Here is a 15509-nt window from a genome sequence, read left to right on the forward strand (position 1 = left end):
CGGATCATGCCCCATCTTCTTCTCGTCATGCTGGGCGGTGCGATCGGCGCCGGCGCACGGCACCTCGTCGGGCGCGCCACGCTCGCCTGGTTCGGCCCCGGCTATCCGGTCGGCACGCTCGCCGTGAACGTGCTCGGCGGGTTCGCCATGGGGCTGCTCGCCGGCAGCCTGGCGCGTGCGGGCGGCAGCGAGCAGCTGAGGCTGCTGGTCGGCGTCGGAATCCTGGGCGGCTTCACGACCTTCTCCGCCTTCTCGCTCGACGTGATGATGATGCTCGAGCGCGGCGACTGGACCGCCGCCGGTTTCTACGCGCTCGTCTCGGTCACCGGCGCCGTTGCAGCGCTCGCGGCGGGGCTCGGCCTAGTACGGGCGCTGGCATGACCGCGGCCGGAGATGTTCGCCAGTTCACCGTCGGCATCGACGACGACGGCATCCGCCTGGATCGCTGGTTCAAGCGGCACATGGCGGACGTGAGCTTCAACACCGTCTCCCGCTGGGCGCGGACCGGCCAAATCCGAGTCGATGGCGCGCGGGCTACTCCGGGCGACCGGATCGCCGCGGGGCAAGTGATCCGCGTCCCCCCCGCCGAAGCGCCAAAGCCCGCGCGCGCGCGCCCGCAACGGCCGCAACTCAGCGACGAACAGATTGATTTCGCGCGCGCGATGGTGATCCATCAGGACGGCTCGGCCATTGTGCTCAACAAGCCGCCGGGTCTCGCAACCCAGGGCGGTACCAAGACGATCGAGCACGTCGATGCCCTGCTCGATGCGCTGCAGTTCGAAGCGGAAGGCCGTCCGAAGCTGGTCCACCGGCTCGACAAGGATACCTCGGGAGCGCTGCTGCTCGCCCGCTCGGCGCGCGCCGCGGCCTTTTTCGCCAAGCATTTTTCGGGCCGCACCGCCCGCAAGCGCTATTGGGCGCTGGTCGTCGGCATTCCCGAGATCGAGGACGGCTTCATCGATCTGCCGATCGGCAAGCAGCCGGGTACCGGCGGCGAGAAGATGCACGTCGACGAGACCGAGGGGCAACCCGCGCGGACCCGCTATCGCGTGATCGAGCGCGCGGGCAATCGCGCCGCCTGGGTCGAGCTCCAGCCGCTCACCGGCCGAACCCACCAGCTCCGCGTCCATATGGCGGCGATCGGCCATCCGATCGTGGGAGACGGCAAATACGGCGGCCAGGAGGCGTTCCTCACCGGCGGGGTCAGCCGCAAAATGCATCTCCATGCGCGCCGCATCCGCATCGACCATCCGGACGGCGACCGGCTCGACGTGACGGCGCCGCTGCCGACGCATTTCGCCGAGACGCTGAGCACGTTGGGATTCGACGAAGCGGTCGGCGACGCGATGCCGTTCGACGACGGTCCGCCGCCCCCGACCCGCGAGCAGCAGAAGGCGCGCGCGCGCGCGCATGCCAAGACGGTCCGCAAGGAGCGCCGGGGCGAACGGCGCTCCCGCGGTACGAAGCGGTGAACCGCCTCGCCATCTTCGATTGCGACGGCACGCTGGTGGACAGCCAGGCGAACATCTGTCGCGCGATGGAGACGTGCTTCGCCAACGCACGGCTCGACCCGCCAGAGCGGGCCGCGATCCGCCGCATCGTGGGACTGAGCCTGGTGCCTGCGATCGCGATGCTTCTCCCCGAGGGCGATGCCGCGCTCCACGAGACGATGGCGGAGGATTACAAGCGCGCCTTCTTCACCCTGCGCTCCACCGGCGCTCTCGAACAGGAACCGCTGTTCGACGGGATCGCCGAGTCGATCGAGGCGCTCGAATCGGCGGGCTGGCTACTCGGTGTGGCGACCGGAAAGTCGGATCGCGGGCTTCACCACGTCCTCGATCAGCACGGCATCCGACACCGCTTCATCACGCTGCAGACTGCCGACCGGCACCCGTCCAAACCGCATCCGGCAATGCTACAAGCGGCGATCGCCGAAGCCGGCGCCGCTCCCGAAACCACTGCGATGATCGGCGACACGAGCTTCGACATGGCGATGGCGCGCGCGGGCGGCGCACATGCGATCGGCGTCGCCTGGGGCTATCATGATGCGGAAGAGCTCGCCGCGGCGGGCGCGCATGTAGTGCTCGACCGCGCACATATGCTGCCCGCGCACCTCGAAGCGCTGCTGGAGACGCTATGATCGACCCGGAGGTTCAGGCTCGCAACCGCTATTTCATGATGGTGGGCGTGCAGATGCTGGCGACTGCGGGCGCAGTGTTCGGCCTCGTTCTCGCGGGACGCTCGACGCAGTGGGAGACCACCGTGCTGGGCGGCGCGATCGTGCTGATGGGGCTCTATGTGATCGCAGTGGTACCGCGCGCGATGGCCCGCCGGTGGCGGACGCCGGACGACCGGTGAAGCGTTTCTGGGAAGAAGTTACGCTCGCCCCCGGGTCGAGCGGCCATGGGCTGCGACTCGACGGGCGGGCGGTGAACACGCCCGGACGTACGCCGCTGCTGCTGCCCAGCGCCGCACTCGCCGAAGCCGTAGCACAGGAGTGGCGCGACGTCGGCGAGATGATCGATCCGCGCGCGATGCCGCTCACCGGGCTCGCGAATGCCGCGATAGACCGGGTCGCGCTAGATCCCGCCGGGTTCGCGGGGGGACTCGCCGCCTATGGCGAGAGCGACCTGCTCTGTTATCGCGCCGACACGCCCTCCGAACTCATAGCGCGCCAGACCGCCCTGTGGGATCCGCTGCTCGATTGGGCGCGCGCGCGCTACGATGTGCACTTCGAGCAGGTGGCCGGCGTGATGCATCGCGCGCAGCCGGAAGCGACCATCGCTCGGCTTGGCGATGCGGTGGCGGCCCGCACGGCGTTCGAGCTGGCCGGGCTGTCGCCTTTGGTGACGATAGGCGGATCGCTGGTCGGCGCATTGGCGCTGCTGGAGGGCGGCGTCGATCGCGAAACGCTGTGGCGAGCAGTGCAGCTCGACGAGGACTGGCAGGCGGAAAAATGGGGCGACGACGAACTCGCGACTGCCGCACGCGAATCGCGCAGGGCGGAATTCGATGCCGCGGCGCGGTTTCTCGCCCTGCTGTGACGCGAGGCGACGGTCCGGTCCCGCCGACAGCCGCTCAGGCGGGAAAGAGTAACGGTCAATTTCGTTCGCAACTTCCCACGGATGCTGTAGCCATGCGCTTCCACCGGGCCACGAAGCGAGTTCTTCTGTGACGAACCGCAATGAAGAAGGGCGCGATCTTGCCTTCGCTTGTGCCTGCGGGGCGGTATCCGGGAAGCTCGTCACGCCCGGGCCGGGTGTGGGCGATCATGTCGTGTGCCACTGTACCGACTGTCAGGCGTTCGCAACGCGCCTGGGCGCCGCAGAGCGCATCCTCGATCGCCACGCCGGGACCGCGCTCTATCAGGGGCGGTGCGCCACGATCCGAGTCGATACCGGCCGCGAGCAGCTGCGCTGCATGCACCTGACCCGGAAGCCGACGCTGCGCTGGTATGCGGCGTGTTGCGACACCCCGATGTTCAACACCTACAAGAACGGCCGCATCCCCTACATCACCGTCCTCGTCGCCAACTGCGACCCGGATCGCCGCGATCCGCTCCTGGGGCCGCCGATCGGCCATTTGTTCACCGATGAAGCGGCGGGCGACGTCAGCTGCCTCAAGCGTATGCCGATGCGCACGCTGATGTGGCGCTTTTCAAGGCGGATGATCGCCGACATGGTCGCCGGCGACCGGAGGCGCAGTCCGCTGTTCGAACCGGCGACGCTCGATCCGATCGCGCGGCCGCAGCCGGCGCGGCCGCGCGAAGGCGCCTGAGCGCAGCGCCCTGCCTATTCCCCGCCGCTCTGGGCTTCGGAACGCGGATGCGGCAGGAACCAGGCGATCACCGCCCCGGCCGCTGCCCAGGAAAGCAGGTCGCTCACCCACAGATAGGTGAAATAGCCCCACGGCATGTGGTTGAAGACCGGTTGGCCGAGATCGGTGTAGAGCGTGATCGCAGCGGCGAAGAGCAGCACCAGCTTGAACCGGTCGGCGAAGCTGGCGCGGGCGGCGCAGCTGCGCAGTGCGATCCCGGCCACCAGAACGCAGAGGATCGCGAGGATGAGGCCGCCGATCAACGCGCCGGTGTCGGGCAATGCGATGCCGCTGTTCACGAACTGCACCAGCGCATTCGGCCCGCGGCCGACCAGCTCGGTGCCCGCGGCGCTGCCCGGCGACGGAATCCAATAGGCGCCGGTGCCCGTCGGCCCCAGATGCTGGGCGAGCGCCGCCTGCAGCGCGGCCGAATCACCGGCCCCGGCCTGCTTGTAGGCGAGCAGGCTGAGCGGAGTACCCCAGAAAACGAAGCCGACGAGCCACATCGCCAGCCCACCCAACACGCTTCCGATCAACAACCGCGGCATCGCAGCGCCTCCCCTTTTTGTGCGTGCTACTTCATCAACCCACGGATGAATCCGATCAACCCCGTCTGGCGCGATCGCTTGAGCCGCTCGGCGGCGAGGATCGTCCGAACCGATTCGTAGCATTTCTCGACATCGTCGTTGACGAGAACATAGTCATAGCCGTCCCAATGGGCCACCTCGCCCGCGGCGCGCGCCATGCGGCGCTCGATCACTTCGCGCGCGTCGGTCGCGCGGGTTTCGAGCCGCCGGCGAAGCTCCTCCATCGACGGCGGCAGGACGAACAGGCGGACGACGTCGCCGCCCGCGAGCTGATAGAGCTGCTGCGCGCCCTGCCAGTCGATATCGAACAGCACGTCGTTGCCGCTGGCCAGCATCGAGAAGACGCTCTGCTTGGGCGTGCCATAGCGATGATCGAACACATGCGCCCATTCGAGGAATTCGTTCGCCGCGACCATTTCCTTGAACGTTTCGGTATCGACGAAATGATAGTCGACGCCGTCCACTTCGCCGGGGCGCATCGGCCGAGTCGTGTACGAAACCGACATGGTCAAATACGGATCGTTGGCCAGCAGTTTGCGCGCGATCGTCGACTTGCCGGCGCCCGACGGCGAGGAAAGAACGAAGAGCACGCCGCGCCGTTTGAAGCCGTGCGGATCCTGTTCGAAGCTATGAGGCATGGCCGCTAGTGGCGCGGCCCCGGCACCCACGTCAAGCGCCAGGGCCACCGAATCGGGCCTAGGGAGCCGAGGCGTTGGTATCGGGCCCGCGCGCCCGCGCCGCCTCGACCGGGGGCGGCGGCTCCTGACGGCGCCGCTTGCGCTTATCGTAGAGATATTTGCCCGCGAAAAGGCCGCCGCCGAGCGCCCAGCCCCAGGGACCGATGCGCGGCAGGACGCGGGTGGCGGCCGCGCCCAGCAGCGCGCCTTTCGCCCCGCTGCCCGCGCGGCGGCCGAGCGCACCGCCGACCACGCCTCCCAATACTCGCCGAATCATGCAGCTTCTCCTTCTCGACACTTCGCCAGTAGAGCGCCGCAAGCGAGGCAGAGTTCCGCGCGGGGCGCCCGCTCAGCGCCCGACCATCGTTTCCGGCTTCACCACCCGATCGAAGGTCGCTTCGTCGACCAGCCCGAGCGCCAGCCCGCTTTCCTTCAGCGTCAGCCCCTTTTCGTGCGCGTTCTTGGCGATCTTGGCGGCATTGTCGTAGCCGATCTCGGGCGCCAGCGCGGTCACCAGCATCAGCGAGCGGCCGACCAGATCGGCGATCTGCTTCTCGTTCGCCTCGATCCCGTCGACGCAGCGTTCGGCGAAGCTGGTCATGCCGACCCCCATCAGCTGGACCGAGCGCAGTACGTTCGCGCCGATCAGCGGCATGAACACGTTGAGTTCGAAATGGCCCTGCATGCCACCGACGGTGACTGCCTGGTGATTGCCGATCACCTGCGCCGCGACCATCGTCAGCGACTCGCACTGGGTGGGGTTCACCTTGCCCGGCATGATCGAGCTGCCCGGTTCGTTGGCGGGCAGCGAGAGTTCGCCAAGGCCCGAGCGCGGGCCGGAACCCAGGAAACGGATGTCGTTGGCGATCTTGTTCAATGCGACCGCCAGCGTGTTGAGCCCGCCCGAGAAGAAGACCAGCCCGTCCTTGGCCGCCAGCTGCTCGAACTTGTTGGGTGCCGGTTCGAACTGCGTCCCGGCGATGTCGGAGATCGCCTTGGCCATGTCCTCCGCCCAGCCCGCCGGCGCGTTGAGCCCGGTGCCGACCGCGGTGCCGCCGATCGCCAGCTTGCGCAGATTGCCGTTCAGTGCGCCTTCGAGCCGCGCCTTGCAGCTGATCAGCTGCGCGGCATAGCCGGAGAATTCCTGGCCGAGCGTCAGCGGCGTCGCATCCTGCGTATGGGTGCGGCCGATCTTGACGATGTGATCCCACGCCTTCGCCTTGGCGCTGAGCGCCCCTTCCAGCCGGTCGAGCGCGGGGGCGAGCACGTCCTGCGCCGCCAGCACCGCCGCGACGTGGAGCGCGGTGGGGAAGCTGTCGTTCGACGACTGACTCATGTTGACGTGATCATTGGGGTGCACCGGCGACTTGCCGCCGCGGGTGCCCGACAGCATTTCGTTCGCGCGGCCGGCGATCACTTCGTTGACGTTCATGTTGGTCTGGGTGCCGCTGCCAGTCTGCCAGATCACCAGCGGGAACTGATCGTCGAGCTTACCCGCGATCACTTCCTGCGCCGCCGCCTCGATCGCGTCGGCGATCCTGCCGTCGAGCCCGTGCTTGCGGTTCACTCGCGCCGCCGCCTGCTTCACGATCGCCTGGGCATGGACGATGCCGAGCGGCATCCGCTCCATCGATCCGAACGGGAAATTCTCGATCGAACGCTGGGTTTGCGCGCCCCAATAGGCGTCGGCGGGAACTTCGATGGCGCCGATCGAATCGGTTTCGGTACGGGTGGTCACGAGTGCGTCATCCTCTTTGCCAGTCGCTGCGATGGAGTCGCGGGCGCTCTAGCGGGTGCGAGGCGGCGCTGCCAAGCGGTAGCGGGATACCCGAACGCAGCGAATGCAACGCTACGTCCCCCCTCGGTCCCGCCGGGCCGCCGAGCCGCCGAGCCGCTTCGGCACGGCGGGCGGAGCGAATCGGAAGCGCCGGATAGGGCATGGGTGCGAGCGTAGCGCGGCGCGGGGGGTGTAGGACAGCGGGAATGTCGGAGGGCGGGCCGGGAGCTGCGCGGCGACCCGGGCGGGCGCGGCCGGCGTTCGCGGCGTGCCGGCGCAAGCTGTCGCGATGATCCTTCGCGCGACCACCGAAGTGCACGGCACCGCTCTCGTCTAAGTATTTTCCACCGAGCGTCGGTTTAGGGGAGATTTAACCGAACCGGCTATGCATCGCTCAGGATGGGAGCGCGATGAAACTCAGGCCGATCAAGTGGTTCATGGAGGTCGGGCAGGATCCGATCCTGGCGCAGGCGCAGGCGGTGCAGATGCGGCGGCAGGTGCCGCTGCTCTATGGGCTGCTGCTGATCAATTCCACTGCGCTGGCATGGTCCCACGCGGACAACGCCCCGATACTGCTGACGGTAGCCGTGCCCGCCTTTCTGCTTGGCGTTACTGCCGTCCGCCTGATCCACTGGGTCCGCATCCGAAACGATCCGACACCGGAGCCTCAAGAGGCGCGCAGGCAGCTTCGCGTCATCTCCCTCGCTGCGGCAGGCTTCGGCGTCGGGTATCTCGCCTGGTCGCTGTCGCTGGCGCAATATGGCGGCCCCTTCGAACAGGCGCACACCGCGCTGTACGTCTCGACGACGGTGATCGGGTGCATCTTCTGCCTCATCCACGTTCCCCAAGCGGCGATCCTGGGGGCGGCCGGCGTTCTGCCCGCCTATTTTCTGGCGCTGCTCGGACAGGACCAACATGCGGTGTTCGCGCCGATCGCATTGAACGTTCTGCTGGTGGTGCTCGTCCTGCTGCGCGTGCTTTGCAACACCTTCGAGAATTTCAGCACCGAAGTCGCGGCGCGCGAGAAGCTTGCCGAGCAGCATGAGGAAATGGTCCGGCTGAACGCCGAGAATCATGCGCTGGCACATACCGACAGCCTGACCCAGCTCGGCAACCGGCGCCGTTTCCTCGCCGACATCACCGCAGTGACCGGGGATCCGGCGAACGTCGGCGTCACGACGATCGGCGTGATCGATCTCGACCGGTTCAAGCCGGTCAACGATACGTTCGGCCATTCGATCGGCGACGAGCTGCTGAACCGGATCGCCGAGCGGCTGCGCCAGGTCGCCGGTCCCTCCGCGACTCTGTATCGGCTGGGCGGCGACGAATTCGGCGTGATCCTGCATGCATCGCCCGAGGAAGCGGCCGAGATCGCCGAGCGGCTCTGCCAGGCGGTGGCAATGCCGATCTTCGTCGGCAACCGCGAGCTTTCGGTAGGGGCCTCGCCGGGTCTGGCGCATTTCATGGACGAAGGCACCGCATGTCGCGCGCTTTGGGAGCATGCCGACCACGCGCTCTATCACGCGAAACGGCACCGGCGCGGCACTGCGGTCACCTTCACCGACGATCTGGAAGACGTGGTGCGCGGCGAGCAGCTGCTCGAAGTCGAGCTGAAGGCGATCGACGTCGACAAGGATCTTCAGGTGCATGTGCAGCCGATCGTCGACTACGCGAGCGGCGGGATCGTCGGCGGTGAAGTGCTCGTCCGCTGGACGAGCCCGCAACTGGGAAGCGTGTCGCCAGAGCGTTTCATCGCGATCGCCGAGCGCAGCACCATCATCCACCGCATCACGCTTTCGGTGGTCGAACGCGCGCTGCAGCTGCTGGCGCAGCTTCCCGAGCATTATTCGCTGTCGGTGAACGTCTCCGCATGCGACCTGAACGCCCCGGAGACGATCAGTGCGATCCTGAGCGCCGTTCGCCGCAGCCGCTCGGACCCCGGCCGATTGTGGATCGAAGTGACCGAAACCGCAGTGATGCGGGATCTGGACGCGGCGATCGAGGCGCTCAACATGCTGCGCGGCGCCGGGCTCAAGATCGCGCTCGACGATTTCGGAACGGGATATTCGAGCCTGAGCAACCTTCACCGGCTGCCGCTCGACCGAGTGAAGATCGACCGCAGCTTCGCCAACGACCTCGGCAACAGCTACAGCAGCTCGATCTCCCGCGCAGTGATCGGCCTATGCGAGACGCTGGAGCTTTCCTGCGTGGCGGAGGGCGTGGAGACGGCGGAACAGGCGGCCCTGCTCCGCGAGATGGGCTGTACGCTGCTGCAAGGCTATTTCATCGCGAAGCCACTGCCGATCGCGCAGTTTCTCGCCCTCGACGCGGCGGCCGAACACACGGCCGAATACAAGGCGGCCTGAGCTCCCGCCGGAAGGTCCATGGCAGCGCGCCGGACCTCCGGCGCCGATCCGCCCCTATTTCTTCCGCTTGAAATCCACCGACACGACGTTCGAACCATCGTCGGCCGGCTTTGCGACGGGGCCGTCGTTTTCGGCCTCGTCGTGCGGTTCGGGGCCGTCGGGGCCTTCGGCGGCCTGGAAGCGCAGTTCGAAGTTCACGGCGGGATCGTGGAAGCCGGTGATCGCCGAGAAGGGGATCGTGAGGATCGCGGGAATTTGATTGAAGCTCAGCCCGACCGAGAAATATTCGGGCGCGACCTTCAGATCCCAATATTTGTGCTGGAGCACGATCGTCATCTCGTCCGGAAACCGGTCGATCAGCCGCTGGGGGATATCGACTCCCGCCGCCTGGGTCTTGAAGGTGATGTAGAAATGATGGGTGCCCGGCAGGCCCCCACGCTCGGCCACCGATCCGAGGACGCGGCCGACGACGGCGCGCAGCGCCTCCTGCACGATCTCGTCATAGGGAATCAGGCTGTCGGGAATACCACCGTTCATCGGGCAACTGCTAACGGCTGTTGCCACGCGGTCAAGATTGCATGGGGCCCCGCGCACGCTATGTGAAGCGCCATGCGCACCGCCACCATCAGCCGCAAGACCAGCGAGACCTCGGTCGATGTGACCGTGAACCTCGACGGGACCGGCGACTATACGATCTCCACCGGGATCGGCTTTTTCGATCACATGCTCGAGCAGCTCTCGCGCCATTCGCTGATCGATCTCGACGTGAAGACGGTGGGCGACCTGCACATCGACCAGCATCATACCGTCGAGGACACGGGGCTGGCGATCGGCGAGGCAGTGGCCAAGGCGCTGGGCGACAAGAAGGGCATCCGCCGCTACGCCGACGCGCTCTCGCCGATGGACGAGACGCTGACGCGCGTTGCGATCGACATTTCCGGCCGGCCCTTTCTCGTGTGGAAGACGCAGTTCAGCCAGAAGCGGCTGGGCGAAATGGACACCGAGATGTTCGAACACTGGTTCCACAGCTTCGCACAGACGGCGGGCGTGACGCTGCACGTCGAGACGCTGTACGGATCGAACAATCATCACATCGCCGAAGCCGCATTCAAGGGGCTGGCCCGCGCGCTGCGCCAGGCGGTCGAGATCGATCCGCGCAAGGCCGACGCGATCCCGAGCACCAAGGGCGTGCTGTGATCGTCGTCGAGCTGAGCTACACCGTCGACCGCGAGCGGATCGACGCGCTGCGCCCCGCGCACCTCGCCTGGCTGCAGCAGGGGCTCGACGACGGGCGGCTGCTGCTTTCGGGGCGCAAGGTGCCGGTGACGGGCGGAATGCTGCTGGTGCGCGGCACGCTCGACGACGTGCGCGACTGGTGCGCGAGCGATCCCTTCGCAGTCGACGGCGTGGCCGAGTACCGCTTTTTCGAGTTCGAGCCGAGCAAGGCGGCGGCGGGGCTCGAGGCGCTGCTGGCATGAGCGTCGCGCTGATCGATTATGGCGCGGGCAATCTCCACTCGGTCCATAACGCACTGAAGGCCGCCGGCGGGCGCGACATCGCCGTGACCGACGATCCCGATCGGGTGCTGCGCGCCGAGCGGGTGGTGCTGCCCGGCGTCGGCGCGTTCGGCGCCTGCGCCGCGGGGCTGCGCGCGCTGCCCGGCATGGTCGAGGCGATGGAGGCACGGGTGCTGCGCGGCGGCGCACCGTTCCTCGGCGTGTGCGTCGGCATGCAGCTGCTCGCCGAGCGCGGCGACGAGCTGGGCAGCCACGCCGGGCTCGGCTGGGTACCGGGCGTGGTCCGCGCGCTTCCGCCGGGCGAGACGGTGCGCGTGCCGCACATGGGCTGGAACGACGTCGTCCCCTGTGCCGAGCATCCGCTGATCGAGGCGGGCGAAGCCTATTTCCTGCACAGCTTCGCATTCGAGGGCGCGCATGTGCTCGCCGTCACCGATCATGGCGGCCCCGTGATCGCCGCGATCGGCCGCGACAATATCGCGGGCGTCCAGTTCCACCCCGAAAAGAGCCAGCGCTACGGCATCGCGCTGATCGAAAGGTTCCTCGCATGGCGGCCGTGACCGCATGACTCTCACTGTCTTTCCCGCGATCGACCTCAAGGCCGGCAAGGTCGTGCGGCTGGCCGAAGGCGACATGGACCGCGCCACCATCTATGGCGAGGACCCGGCCGCGCAGGCGGAAGCGTTCGCCGCGGCGGGCGCCGATCACCTGCACGTCGTCGATCTGGACGGCGCCTTCGCCGGCAAGGCGGTGAACGGCGCGGCGGTGGCGGCGGTGGTGCGGGCGTTCCCCGGCCGGGTGCAGGTGGGCGGCGGCATCCGCACGCGCGAGGCGATCGACCGATGGCTCGAACTCGGCGTCGCCCGCGTGGTGATCGGCACGGCGGCGCTCGAGCGGCCAGCGCTGGTCCGCGAGGCGGCGAAGGTCCATCCCGGCCGGATCGTGGTGGCGGTCGATGCACGCGACGGGCTGGTGGCGACGCGCGGCTGGGCCGATGTATCGAGCGTGCGGGTCGAGGAGCTCGCTGCCCGGTTCCGCGACGCGGGCGTGGCCGCGCTGCTCTTCACCGACGTCGGCCGCGACGGGCTGCTCAAGGGCTGCAATGTCGCAGCGACCGTGGCGCTGGCGCGCTCGTCCGATATTCCGGTGATCGCCAGCGGCGGCGTGGCCGACATCGCCGACATCCGCACGCTGGCCGAGCATGCCGATGAAGGGATCGACGGCGTGATCACCGGCCGTGCGCTCTACGACGGGCGGCTCGATCTGGCCGAAGCGCTGCGGGTGGCGCGCGGATGAGCGTTCGCGCACGCGTCATCCCCTGTCTCGACGTCGCGAACGGCCGCGTCGTCAAGGGCGTGAACTTCGTCGATCTGAAGGACGCGGGCGATCCGGTCGAACAGGCACGCGCCTATGACGCGGCGGGCGCCGACGAGCTGTGCTTCCTCGACATCACCGCCAGCCACGAGGCGCGCGGCACGATGATCGACGTGGTGTGCCGCACCGCCGAAGTCTGCTTCATGCCGCTCACCGTGGGCGGGGGCGTGCGCGGCGTGGAGGACGCGCGCGCGCTGCTGCTCGCCGGGGCCGACAAGGTGGCAGTGAATTCCGCCGCAGTGGCGCGGCCCGAGCTGGTATCCGAGATCGCCGAGCGGATGGGAAGCCAGTGCGTCGTCGCCTCGGTCGATGCGCGGCGGGTGGACGACGGGCGCTGGGAAGTCTTCACCCATGGCGGCCGCAAGCCGACCGGGATCGACGCGGTCGCGCATGCGCTGCGGCTGGCCGAGCTGGGCGCGGGCGAGCTGCTCGTCACGTCGATGGATCGCGACGGCACGCGCGACGGCTATGACCTCGCGCTGATCCGCACGATCGCCGATCAGGTGTCGGTGCCGGTGGTCGCATCGGGCGGCGTCGGCACGCTCGACCATCTGGTTCAGGGGATCCGCGACGGCCATGCCTCGGCGGTGCTCGCGGCCTCGATCTTCCATTTCGGCGAGGCCAGCCTCGGCGAAGCGCATGCCGCGCTCGCCGCGGCGGGTATCCCGGTGCGCGCTTAACGCTTTGGAATGGGCGGACGCGCTAGGGCGGGCAGCATGATCGTCGCGCTGCTCCTCCTGCTGCTTCCCGCGCCCGCGCTGGCGGTGGCGCCCCATTCGGGCGAGATCGCCACCCGCTCGATGCCCGAGCTCTCGGATCTCGTATTGTTCGTGCTGGCGGCGTTCGGCGTCTTCCTCGCGCGGCGTGCGCTGCGCCGCCGCTTCCGGGCGAAAGCGCAGCGGCGGGATTGACAGTCGCGCCCGGCGCGCGCGAGGCGTGGGGCATGACCGAAACCGATCCGATCGCCGAACTCGAAGCCACCATCCGCGAACGCCGCACCGGCGACCCCGACAGCTCCTATGTCGCGCGGATCACATCGCGCGGCCGCGCCAAGCTCGCGCAGAAGGTCGGCGAGGAAGCCGTCGAGACCGCGATCGCGGCGATGCAGGACGATGCCCAGGCGCTGACCGGCGAAGCGGCCGACCTCGTCTTCCACCTGCTGATCCTGCTCGCCGACGCGGGCCTGTCGCTCGACGACGTCCGCGCCGAGCTCGCCCGCCGCCGCGGCCGCTCGGGCCTCGACGAAAAAGCGGCGCGCTATCTGTGATCGGTGAACACAAGCAGGCTGTGGCCGCTTGCGTTCGGTTCGACCGCCTCTACCAATAGCTGCTTCGCGCTGCCGACGAGCTGGAGACGAGCCATGAAGCTGCACCTCATCGCGATCCTCGTTGCGCTGGCGACGGGCAGCATGCCCGCACGAGTGCAAGCGCAGATGACGCCCGAGGCGGCGGCGGCTCTGCAGCGAGCGGTTACGATCGAGCGGGAAGAGGACGTCACGACCGCGGCCCTGATCCCGCACATGGGGAAGTTCGCAATCGATGCCAGTGTCGACGGCATCGAGCGCCGCTTCATCTTCGACACCGGCTCCCCTACGATGATCTCGCGCAAGCTGGCCGAAGAGATCGGCCTCGAAGTGATCGGTTCGAACACCGGGCGTGATGCCAATGGCCGGAAGTCACGACCGGGATTGCGGTGGTCGATCGGCTGACGATCGGCGAGGTGTCGTTCCGCAACGTGCCGGTCCTGATAGCCGATTTCGGCATCGCCGATCCTGGCGGGTGTTTCTTCGAAGGAGGCGTGATCGGATCGGAGATCTTTCCCGGCAGCGTGTGGCATATCGACGGGGAACGACAGACACTGCAAATCGCCGCAAGTCCCGAATATCTGTCGGGCGGTGATAGGACCGAGGAGACGATCGTCGCGACCCTGCACGATTTGGGCTACCCGCATGCGCCGGTGTTCGATTACGCTATCGGCGGCCTTTCGGACCGGGACTGTTCGACACCGGCAATTCCGATACGATCACGTTGTTCGATCGCGTTACCCGCGACCGACGCGTGAGAGGCGCGATGATCGCCGGCACGGTTCGTCAGGGCCGGGGCTCGCATGGCGTCTCCGCAGCTGGGCTGGGAGCCGAGACCGATCTGCTGCGGTTCGAGATCGAAGGCTTCCGCCTGGGCGAGAGCGCGCTTCGTCGCCATGACGGAACCACGCGCAGCGCTCCCCCATCGCTGATCGGGCTCGGCATTCTTGCCAGCCACGACGTCACGCTCGACTATCCGGGGGGGCGCATCCTTCTGCACCCGCGCAGCCGGCCTCACCCGTTGCAGCACATCCCGGCTATGCGCTGATGGCCTCCGGAACCGAGGTCATAGTCGTTCAACTCTTCGACGATTCCGCGGCGGAGCGGGCTGGCCTGGAACTCGGCGACCAGGTACTGGCCATCGACGACCGGGAGCTCTCCGCCGGAGGCACCGCCTGTGAAACGATGCGCTGGCTGATCGAATCGCGGCCTGAACGATCGGCGGGCGAACTGACGGTGCTCCGCCAGGGCCAGCGCGTCACGATCGATGTGACCGGCCGATAGGGTGCGGAATCGTTCGGCCCGCGGTGCGGGCGAGCCGGTGCAGAGAAGGTTCTGCCGGCCCCGCAATGCCGTTACTTGAATCGCACGCGGGCGCGCAGGCGGGAGCGGTGTTCAAGCCGTCGGCAAATCGCGCTAGGCCGAGCGCGAACCAAGGGAGGATCCGATGCCGATCGACGCCACCAAGCCCTATGACGAGAGCAACATCTTCGCGAAGATCCTGCGCGAGGAGATCCCGTGCAAGAAGGGTGTATGAGGACGAATTCGCCCTCGCCTTTCACGACATCAATCCGCAGGCGCCGCACCATGTGCTGGTGATCCCCAAGGGGCGCTATGTCTCGTGGGACGATTTTTCCGCCAGCGCGCCGGATGCCGAGATCGCCGGCTTCGTCCGCGCCGTGGGCCATGTCGCGCGCGAGGCGGGGCTGGTAGGCGCGGGATACCGGCTGCTCGCCAACATCGGCATGAAACGCGCACCAGGAAGTGCCGCATCTTCACGTCCACATCTTCGCCGGACGGCAGCTCGGGCCTATGCTCGCCCCGCGCTAGGCGTTAGGCTCGGCCCCAACGACAACAGCGAACAGGGGCGGAAATGGCAGTGGCAGGCGGCAGCACGGTATCGGACCAGACGGAAGCGGCACAGCCGCACTGGTCGTCGCGCTTCGCTTTCGTCATGGCCGCCATCGGATCGGCCGTCGGCCTCGGCAACCTCTGGCGCTTCCCCGCAGAGGCCGGCGCCAACGGCGGCGGCGCCTTCGTCGTCTTCTACATCTTCTGCGTCGTGCTGATCGGACTGGCCGCTGCTGCTCTC

General features: G+C 67.9%; 23 protein-coding genes and 2 pseudogenes. 20 read left to right on the plus strand and 5 right to left on the minus strand.

All coding sequences use genetic code 11. The annotated features are described in order from the left end of the window. Nucleotides 1–6 precede the first annotated feature (6 nt). The 6 genes from crcB (at nt 7) to H7V21_RS06005 (ending at nt 3777) form a co-directional block, all read left to right on the plus strand. Complete coding sequence (crcB, locus tag H7V21_RS05980) at nt 7–381, plus strand: fluoride efflux transporter CrcB (RefSeq protein ID WP_188055937.1); 375 nt, start codon at nt 7–9, stop codon at nt 379–381. After that, nucleotides 378–1472 carry an RluA family pseudouridine synthase gene (locus H7V21_RS05985; protein ID WP_188055938.1) on the plus strand — a complete coding sequence of 365 codons (1095 nt, stop codon included), beginning with the start codon at nt 378–380 and terminating at the stop codon, nt 1470–1472. Before crcB ends, H7V21_RS05985 begins: the two co-directional genes overlap by 4 nt. After that, on the plus strand, nt 1469–2140 hold the full coding sequence (locus H7V21_RS05990; RefSeq protein ID WP_188055939.1) for an HAD-IA family hydrolase: 672 nt from the start codon (nt 1469–1471) through the stop codon (nt 2138–2140). Before H7V21_RS05985 ends, H7V21_RS05990 begins: the two co-directional genes overlap by 4 nt. Further along, complete coding sequence (locus H7V21_RS05995; RefSeq protein WP_262504026.1) at nt 2137–2358, plus strand: hypothetical protein; 222 nt, start codon at nt 2137–2139, stop codon at nt 2356–2358. The genes H7V21_RS05990 and H7V21_RS05995 overlap by 4 nt, the downstream gene beginning before the upstream one ends. Continuing rightward, complete coding sequence (locus H7V21_RS06000) at nt 2355–3044, plus strand: ATP12 family chaperone protein (RefSeq protein ID WP_188056385.1); 690 nt, start codon at nt 2355–2357, stop codon at nt 3042–3044. The genes H7V21_RS05995 and H7V21_RS06000 overlap by 4 nt, the downstream gene beginning before the upstream one ends. A gap of 127 nt (nt 3045–3171) precedes the next feature. Further along, entirely contained in the window at nt 3172–3777 is a 606-nt protein-coding gene (locus tag H7V21_RS06005; protein ID WP_223177052.1) for a DUF6151 family protein, read from the plus strand. 14 nt (nt 3778–3791) lie between these two features. On the opposite strand, the gene H7V21_RS06010 is transcribed toward H7V21_RS06005, so the two are convergent. From H7V21_RS06010 to fumC, 4 genes are all read right to left on the minus strand, one after another. Continuing rightward, nucleotides 3792–4364 (minus strand): hypothetical protein, encoded by a 573-nt coding sequence (locus H7V21_RS06010; protein WP_188055940.1) that lies wholly within the window; start codon nt 4362–4364, stop codon nt 3792–3794. 26 nt (nt 4365–4390) lie between these two features. After that, nucleotides 4391–5041, minus strand: coding sequence for a guanylate kinase (gene gmk, locus H7V21_RS06015; protein ID WP_188055941.1), 651 nt, complete (start codon nt 5039–5041; stop codon nt 4391–4393). Nucleotides 5042–5099: 58 nt separating this feature from the next. After that, a complete protein-coding gene (locus H7V21_RS06020) occupies nt 5100–5357 on the minus strand; it encodes a hypothetical protein (protein WP_188055942.1) in 258 nt (85 codons plus the stop codon). 72 nt (nt 5358–5429) lie between these two features. Then, entirely contained in the window at nt 5430–6818 is a 1389-nt protein-coding gene (fumC, locus tag H7V21_RS06025; protein WP_262504027.1) for a class II fumarate hydratase, read from the minus strand. 449 nt (nt 6819–7267) lie between these two features. Between fumC and H7V21_RS06030 the strand changes: the two genes are divergently transcribed. Next, nucleotides 7268–9223, plus strand: coding sequence for a putative bifunctional diguanylate cyclase/phosphodiesterase (locus H7V21_RS06030; protein ID WP_188055943.1), 1956 nt, complete (start codon nt 7268–7270; stop codon nt 9221–9223). 54 nt (nt 9224–9277) lie between these two features. On the opposite strand, the gene H7V21_RS06035 is transcribed toward H7V21_RS06030, so the two are convergent. Beyond that, the gene (locus H7V21_RS06035; RefSeq protein ID WP_188055944.1) at nt 9278–9760 is read right to left on the minus strand and encodes an SspB family protein; all 483 of its coding nucleotides are present in this window, start codon (nt 9758–9760) and stop codon (nt 9278–9280) included. Nucleotides 9761–9832: 72 nt separating this feature from the next. Here H7V21_RS06035 and hisB point away from each other — a divergent pair, with 72 nt between their 5' ends. From hisB to H7V21_RS15830, 13 genes and pseudogenes are all read left to right on the plus strand, one after another. After that, entirely contained in the window at nt 9833–10420 is a 588-nt protein-coding gene (gene hisB, locus H7V21_RS06040; protein ID WP_188055945.1) for an imidazoleglycerol-phosphate dehydratase HisB, read from the plus strand. Beyond that, nucleotides 10417–10701, plus strand: a complete 285-nt coding sequence (locus H7V21_RS06045) for a YciI family protein (RefSeq protein ID WP_188055946.1) — start codon at nt 10417–10419, stop codon at nt 10699–10701. The genes hisB and H7V21_RS06045 overlap by 4 nt, the downstream gene beginning before the upstream one ends. Next, nucleotides 10698–11300 carry an imidazole glycerol phosphate synthase subunit HisH gene (hisH, locus tag H7V21_RS06050; protein WP_188055947.1) on the plus strand — a complete coding sequence of 201 codons (603 nt, stop codon included), beginning with the start codon at nt 10698–10700 and terminating at the stop codon, nt 11298–11300. Before H7V21_RS06045 ends, hisH begins: the two co-directional genes overlap by 4 nt. Before the next feature lie 4 nt (nt 11301–11304). Continuing rightward, nucleotides 11305–12036 (plus strand): 1-(5-phosphoribosyl)-5-[(5-phosphoribosylamino)methylideneamino]imidazole-4-carboxamide isomerase, encoded by a 732-nt coding sequence (gene hisA, locus H7V21_RS06055; RefSeq protein WP_188055948.1) that lies wholly within the window; start codon nt 11305–11307, stop codon nt 12034–12036. After that, complete coding sequence (gene hisF, locus H7V21_RS06060; RefSeq protein WP_188055949.1) at nt 12033–12794, plus strand: imidazole glycerol phosphate synthase subunit HisF; 762 nt, start codon at nt 12033–12035, stop codon at nt 12792–12794. Before hisA ends, hisF begins: the two co-directional genes overlap by 4 nt. Nucleotides 12795–12803: 9 nt before the next feature. Continuing rightward, entirely contained in the window at nt 12804–13025 is a 222-nt protein-coding gene (locus tag H7V21_RS06065; RefSeq protein WP_262504028.1) for a hypothetical protein, read from the plus strand. Between the two features lie 32 nt (nt 13026–13057). Then, a complete protein-coding gene (locus H7V21_RS06070) occupies nt 13058–13381 on the plus strand; it encodes a phosphoribosyl-ATP diphosphatase (protein ID WP_188055950.1) in 324 nt (107 codons plus the stop codon). A gap of 93 nt (nt 13382–13474) precedes the next feature. Continuing rightward, nucleotides 13475–13822, plus strand: a complete 348-nt coding sequence (locus H7V21_RS06075) for an aspartyl protease family protein (RefSeq protein ID WP_188055951.1) — start codon at nt 13475–13477, stop codon at nt 13820–13822. Continuing rightward, nucleotides 13807–14175: a hypothetical protein gene (locus H7V21_RS06080; protein ID WP_188055952.1), complete on the plus strand. Its 369-nt coding sequence runs from the start codon at nt 13807–13809 to the stop codon at nt 14173–14175. Before H7V21_RS06075 ends, H7V21_RS06080 begins: the two co-directional genes overlap by 16 nt. Nucleotides 14176–14183: 8 nt before the next feature. After that, complete coding sequence (locus tag H7V21_RS06085) at nt 14184–14465, plus strand: hypothetical protein (protein WP_188055953.1); 282 nt, start codon at nt 14184–14186, stop codon at nt 14463–14465. Next, nucleotides 14465–14701 (plus strand): PDZ domain-containing protein, encoded by a 237-nt coding sequence (locus H7V21_RS06090; protein ID WP_188055954.1) that lies wholly within the window; start codon nt 14465–14467, stop codon nt 14699–14701. The genes H7V21_RS06085 and H7V21_RS06090 overlap by 1 nt, the downstream gene beginning before the upstream one ends. Before the next feature lie 163 nt (nt 14702–14864). Next, nucleotides 14865–15247: pseudogene (locus H7V21_RS06095) on the plus strand (histidine triad nucleotide-binding protein). A gap of 124 nt (nt 15248–15371) precedes the next feature. Next, nucleotides 15372–15434, plus strand: a pseudogene (locus tag H7V21_RS15830) (hypothetical protein); the annotation flags it as partial. Nucleotides 15435–15509: the final 75 nt, after the last annotated feature.

It is taken from the genome of Sphingosinithalassobacter sp. CS137, assembly GCF_014334115.1.
Classification (GTDB): domain Bacteria; phylum Pseudomonadota; class Alphaproteobacteria; order Sphingomonadales; family Sphingomonadaceae; genus Sphingomonas.

Bases quoted from the DNA above. Each gene is read 5' to 3' on its own strand.
- crcB (WP_188055937.1), top strand. From the start codon at position 7: ATGCCCCATCTTCTTCTCGTCATGCTGGGCGGTGCGATCGGCGCCGGC.
- H7V21_RS05985 (WP_188055938.1), top strand. From the start codon at position 378: ATGACCGCGGCCGGAGATGTTCGCCAGTTCACCGTCGGCATCGACGAC.
- H7V21_RS05995 (WP_262504026.1), top strand. From the start codon at position 2,137: ATGATCGACCCGGAGGTTCAGGCTCGCAACCGCTATTTCATGATGGTG.
- H7V21_RS06010 (WP_188055940.1), bottom strand. From the start codon at position 4,364: ATGCCGCGGTTGTTGATCGGAAGCGTGTTGGGTGGGCTGGCGATGTGG.
- gmk (WP_188055941.1), bottom strand. From the start codon at position 5,041: ATGCCTCATAGCTTCGAACAGGATCCGCACGGCTTCAAACGGCGCGGC.
- H7V21_RS06020 (WP_188055942.1), bottom strand. From the start codon at position 5,357: ATGATTCGGCGAGTATTGGGAGGCGTGGTCGGCGGTGCGCTCGGCCGC.
- H7V21_RS06030 (WP_188055943.1), top strand. From the start codon at position 7,268: ATGAAACTCAGGCCGATCAAGTGGTTCATGGAGGTCGGGCAGGATCCG.
- H7V21_RS06035 (WP_188055944.1), bottom strand. From the start codon at position 9,760: ATGAACGGTGGTATTCCCGACAGCCTGATTCCCTATGACGAGATCGTG.
- hisB (WP_188055945.1), top strand. From the start codon at position 9,833: ATGCGCACCGCCACCATCAGCCGCAAGACCAGCGAGACCTCGGTCGAT.
- hisH (WP_188055947.1), top strand. From the start codon at position 10,698: ATGAGCGTCGCGCTGATCGATTATGGCGCGGGCAATCTCCACTCGGTC.
- hisA (WP_188055948.1), top strand. From the start codon at position 11,305: ATGACTCTCACTGTCTTTCCCGCGATCGACCTCAAGGCCGGCAAGGTC.
- hisF (WP_188055949.1), top strand. From the start codon at position 12,033: ATGAGCGTTCGCGCACGCGTCATCCCCTGTCTCGACGTCGCGAACGGC.
- H7V21_RS06065 (WP_262504028.1), top strand. From the start codon at position 12,804: ATGGGCGGACGCGCTAGGGCGGGCAGCATGATCGTCGCGCTGCTCCTC.
- H7V21_RS06070 (WP_188055950.1), top strand. From the start codon at position 13,058: ATGACCGAAACCGATCCGATCGCCGAACTCGAAGCCACCATCCGCGAA.
- H7V21_RS06075 (WP_188055951.1), top strand. From the start codon at position 13,475: ATGAAGCTGCACCTCATCGCGATCCTCGTTGCGCTGGCGACGGGCAGC.
- H7V21_RS06085 (WP_188055953.1), top strand. From the start codon at position 14,184: ATGATCGCCGGCACGGTTCGTCAGGGCCGGGGCTCGCATGGCGTCTCC.
- H7V21_RS06090 (WP_188055954.1), top strand. From the start codon at position 14,465: ATGGCCTCCGGAACCGAGGTCATAGTCGTTCAACTCTTCGACGATTCC.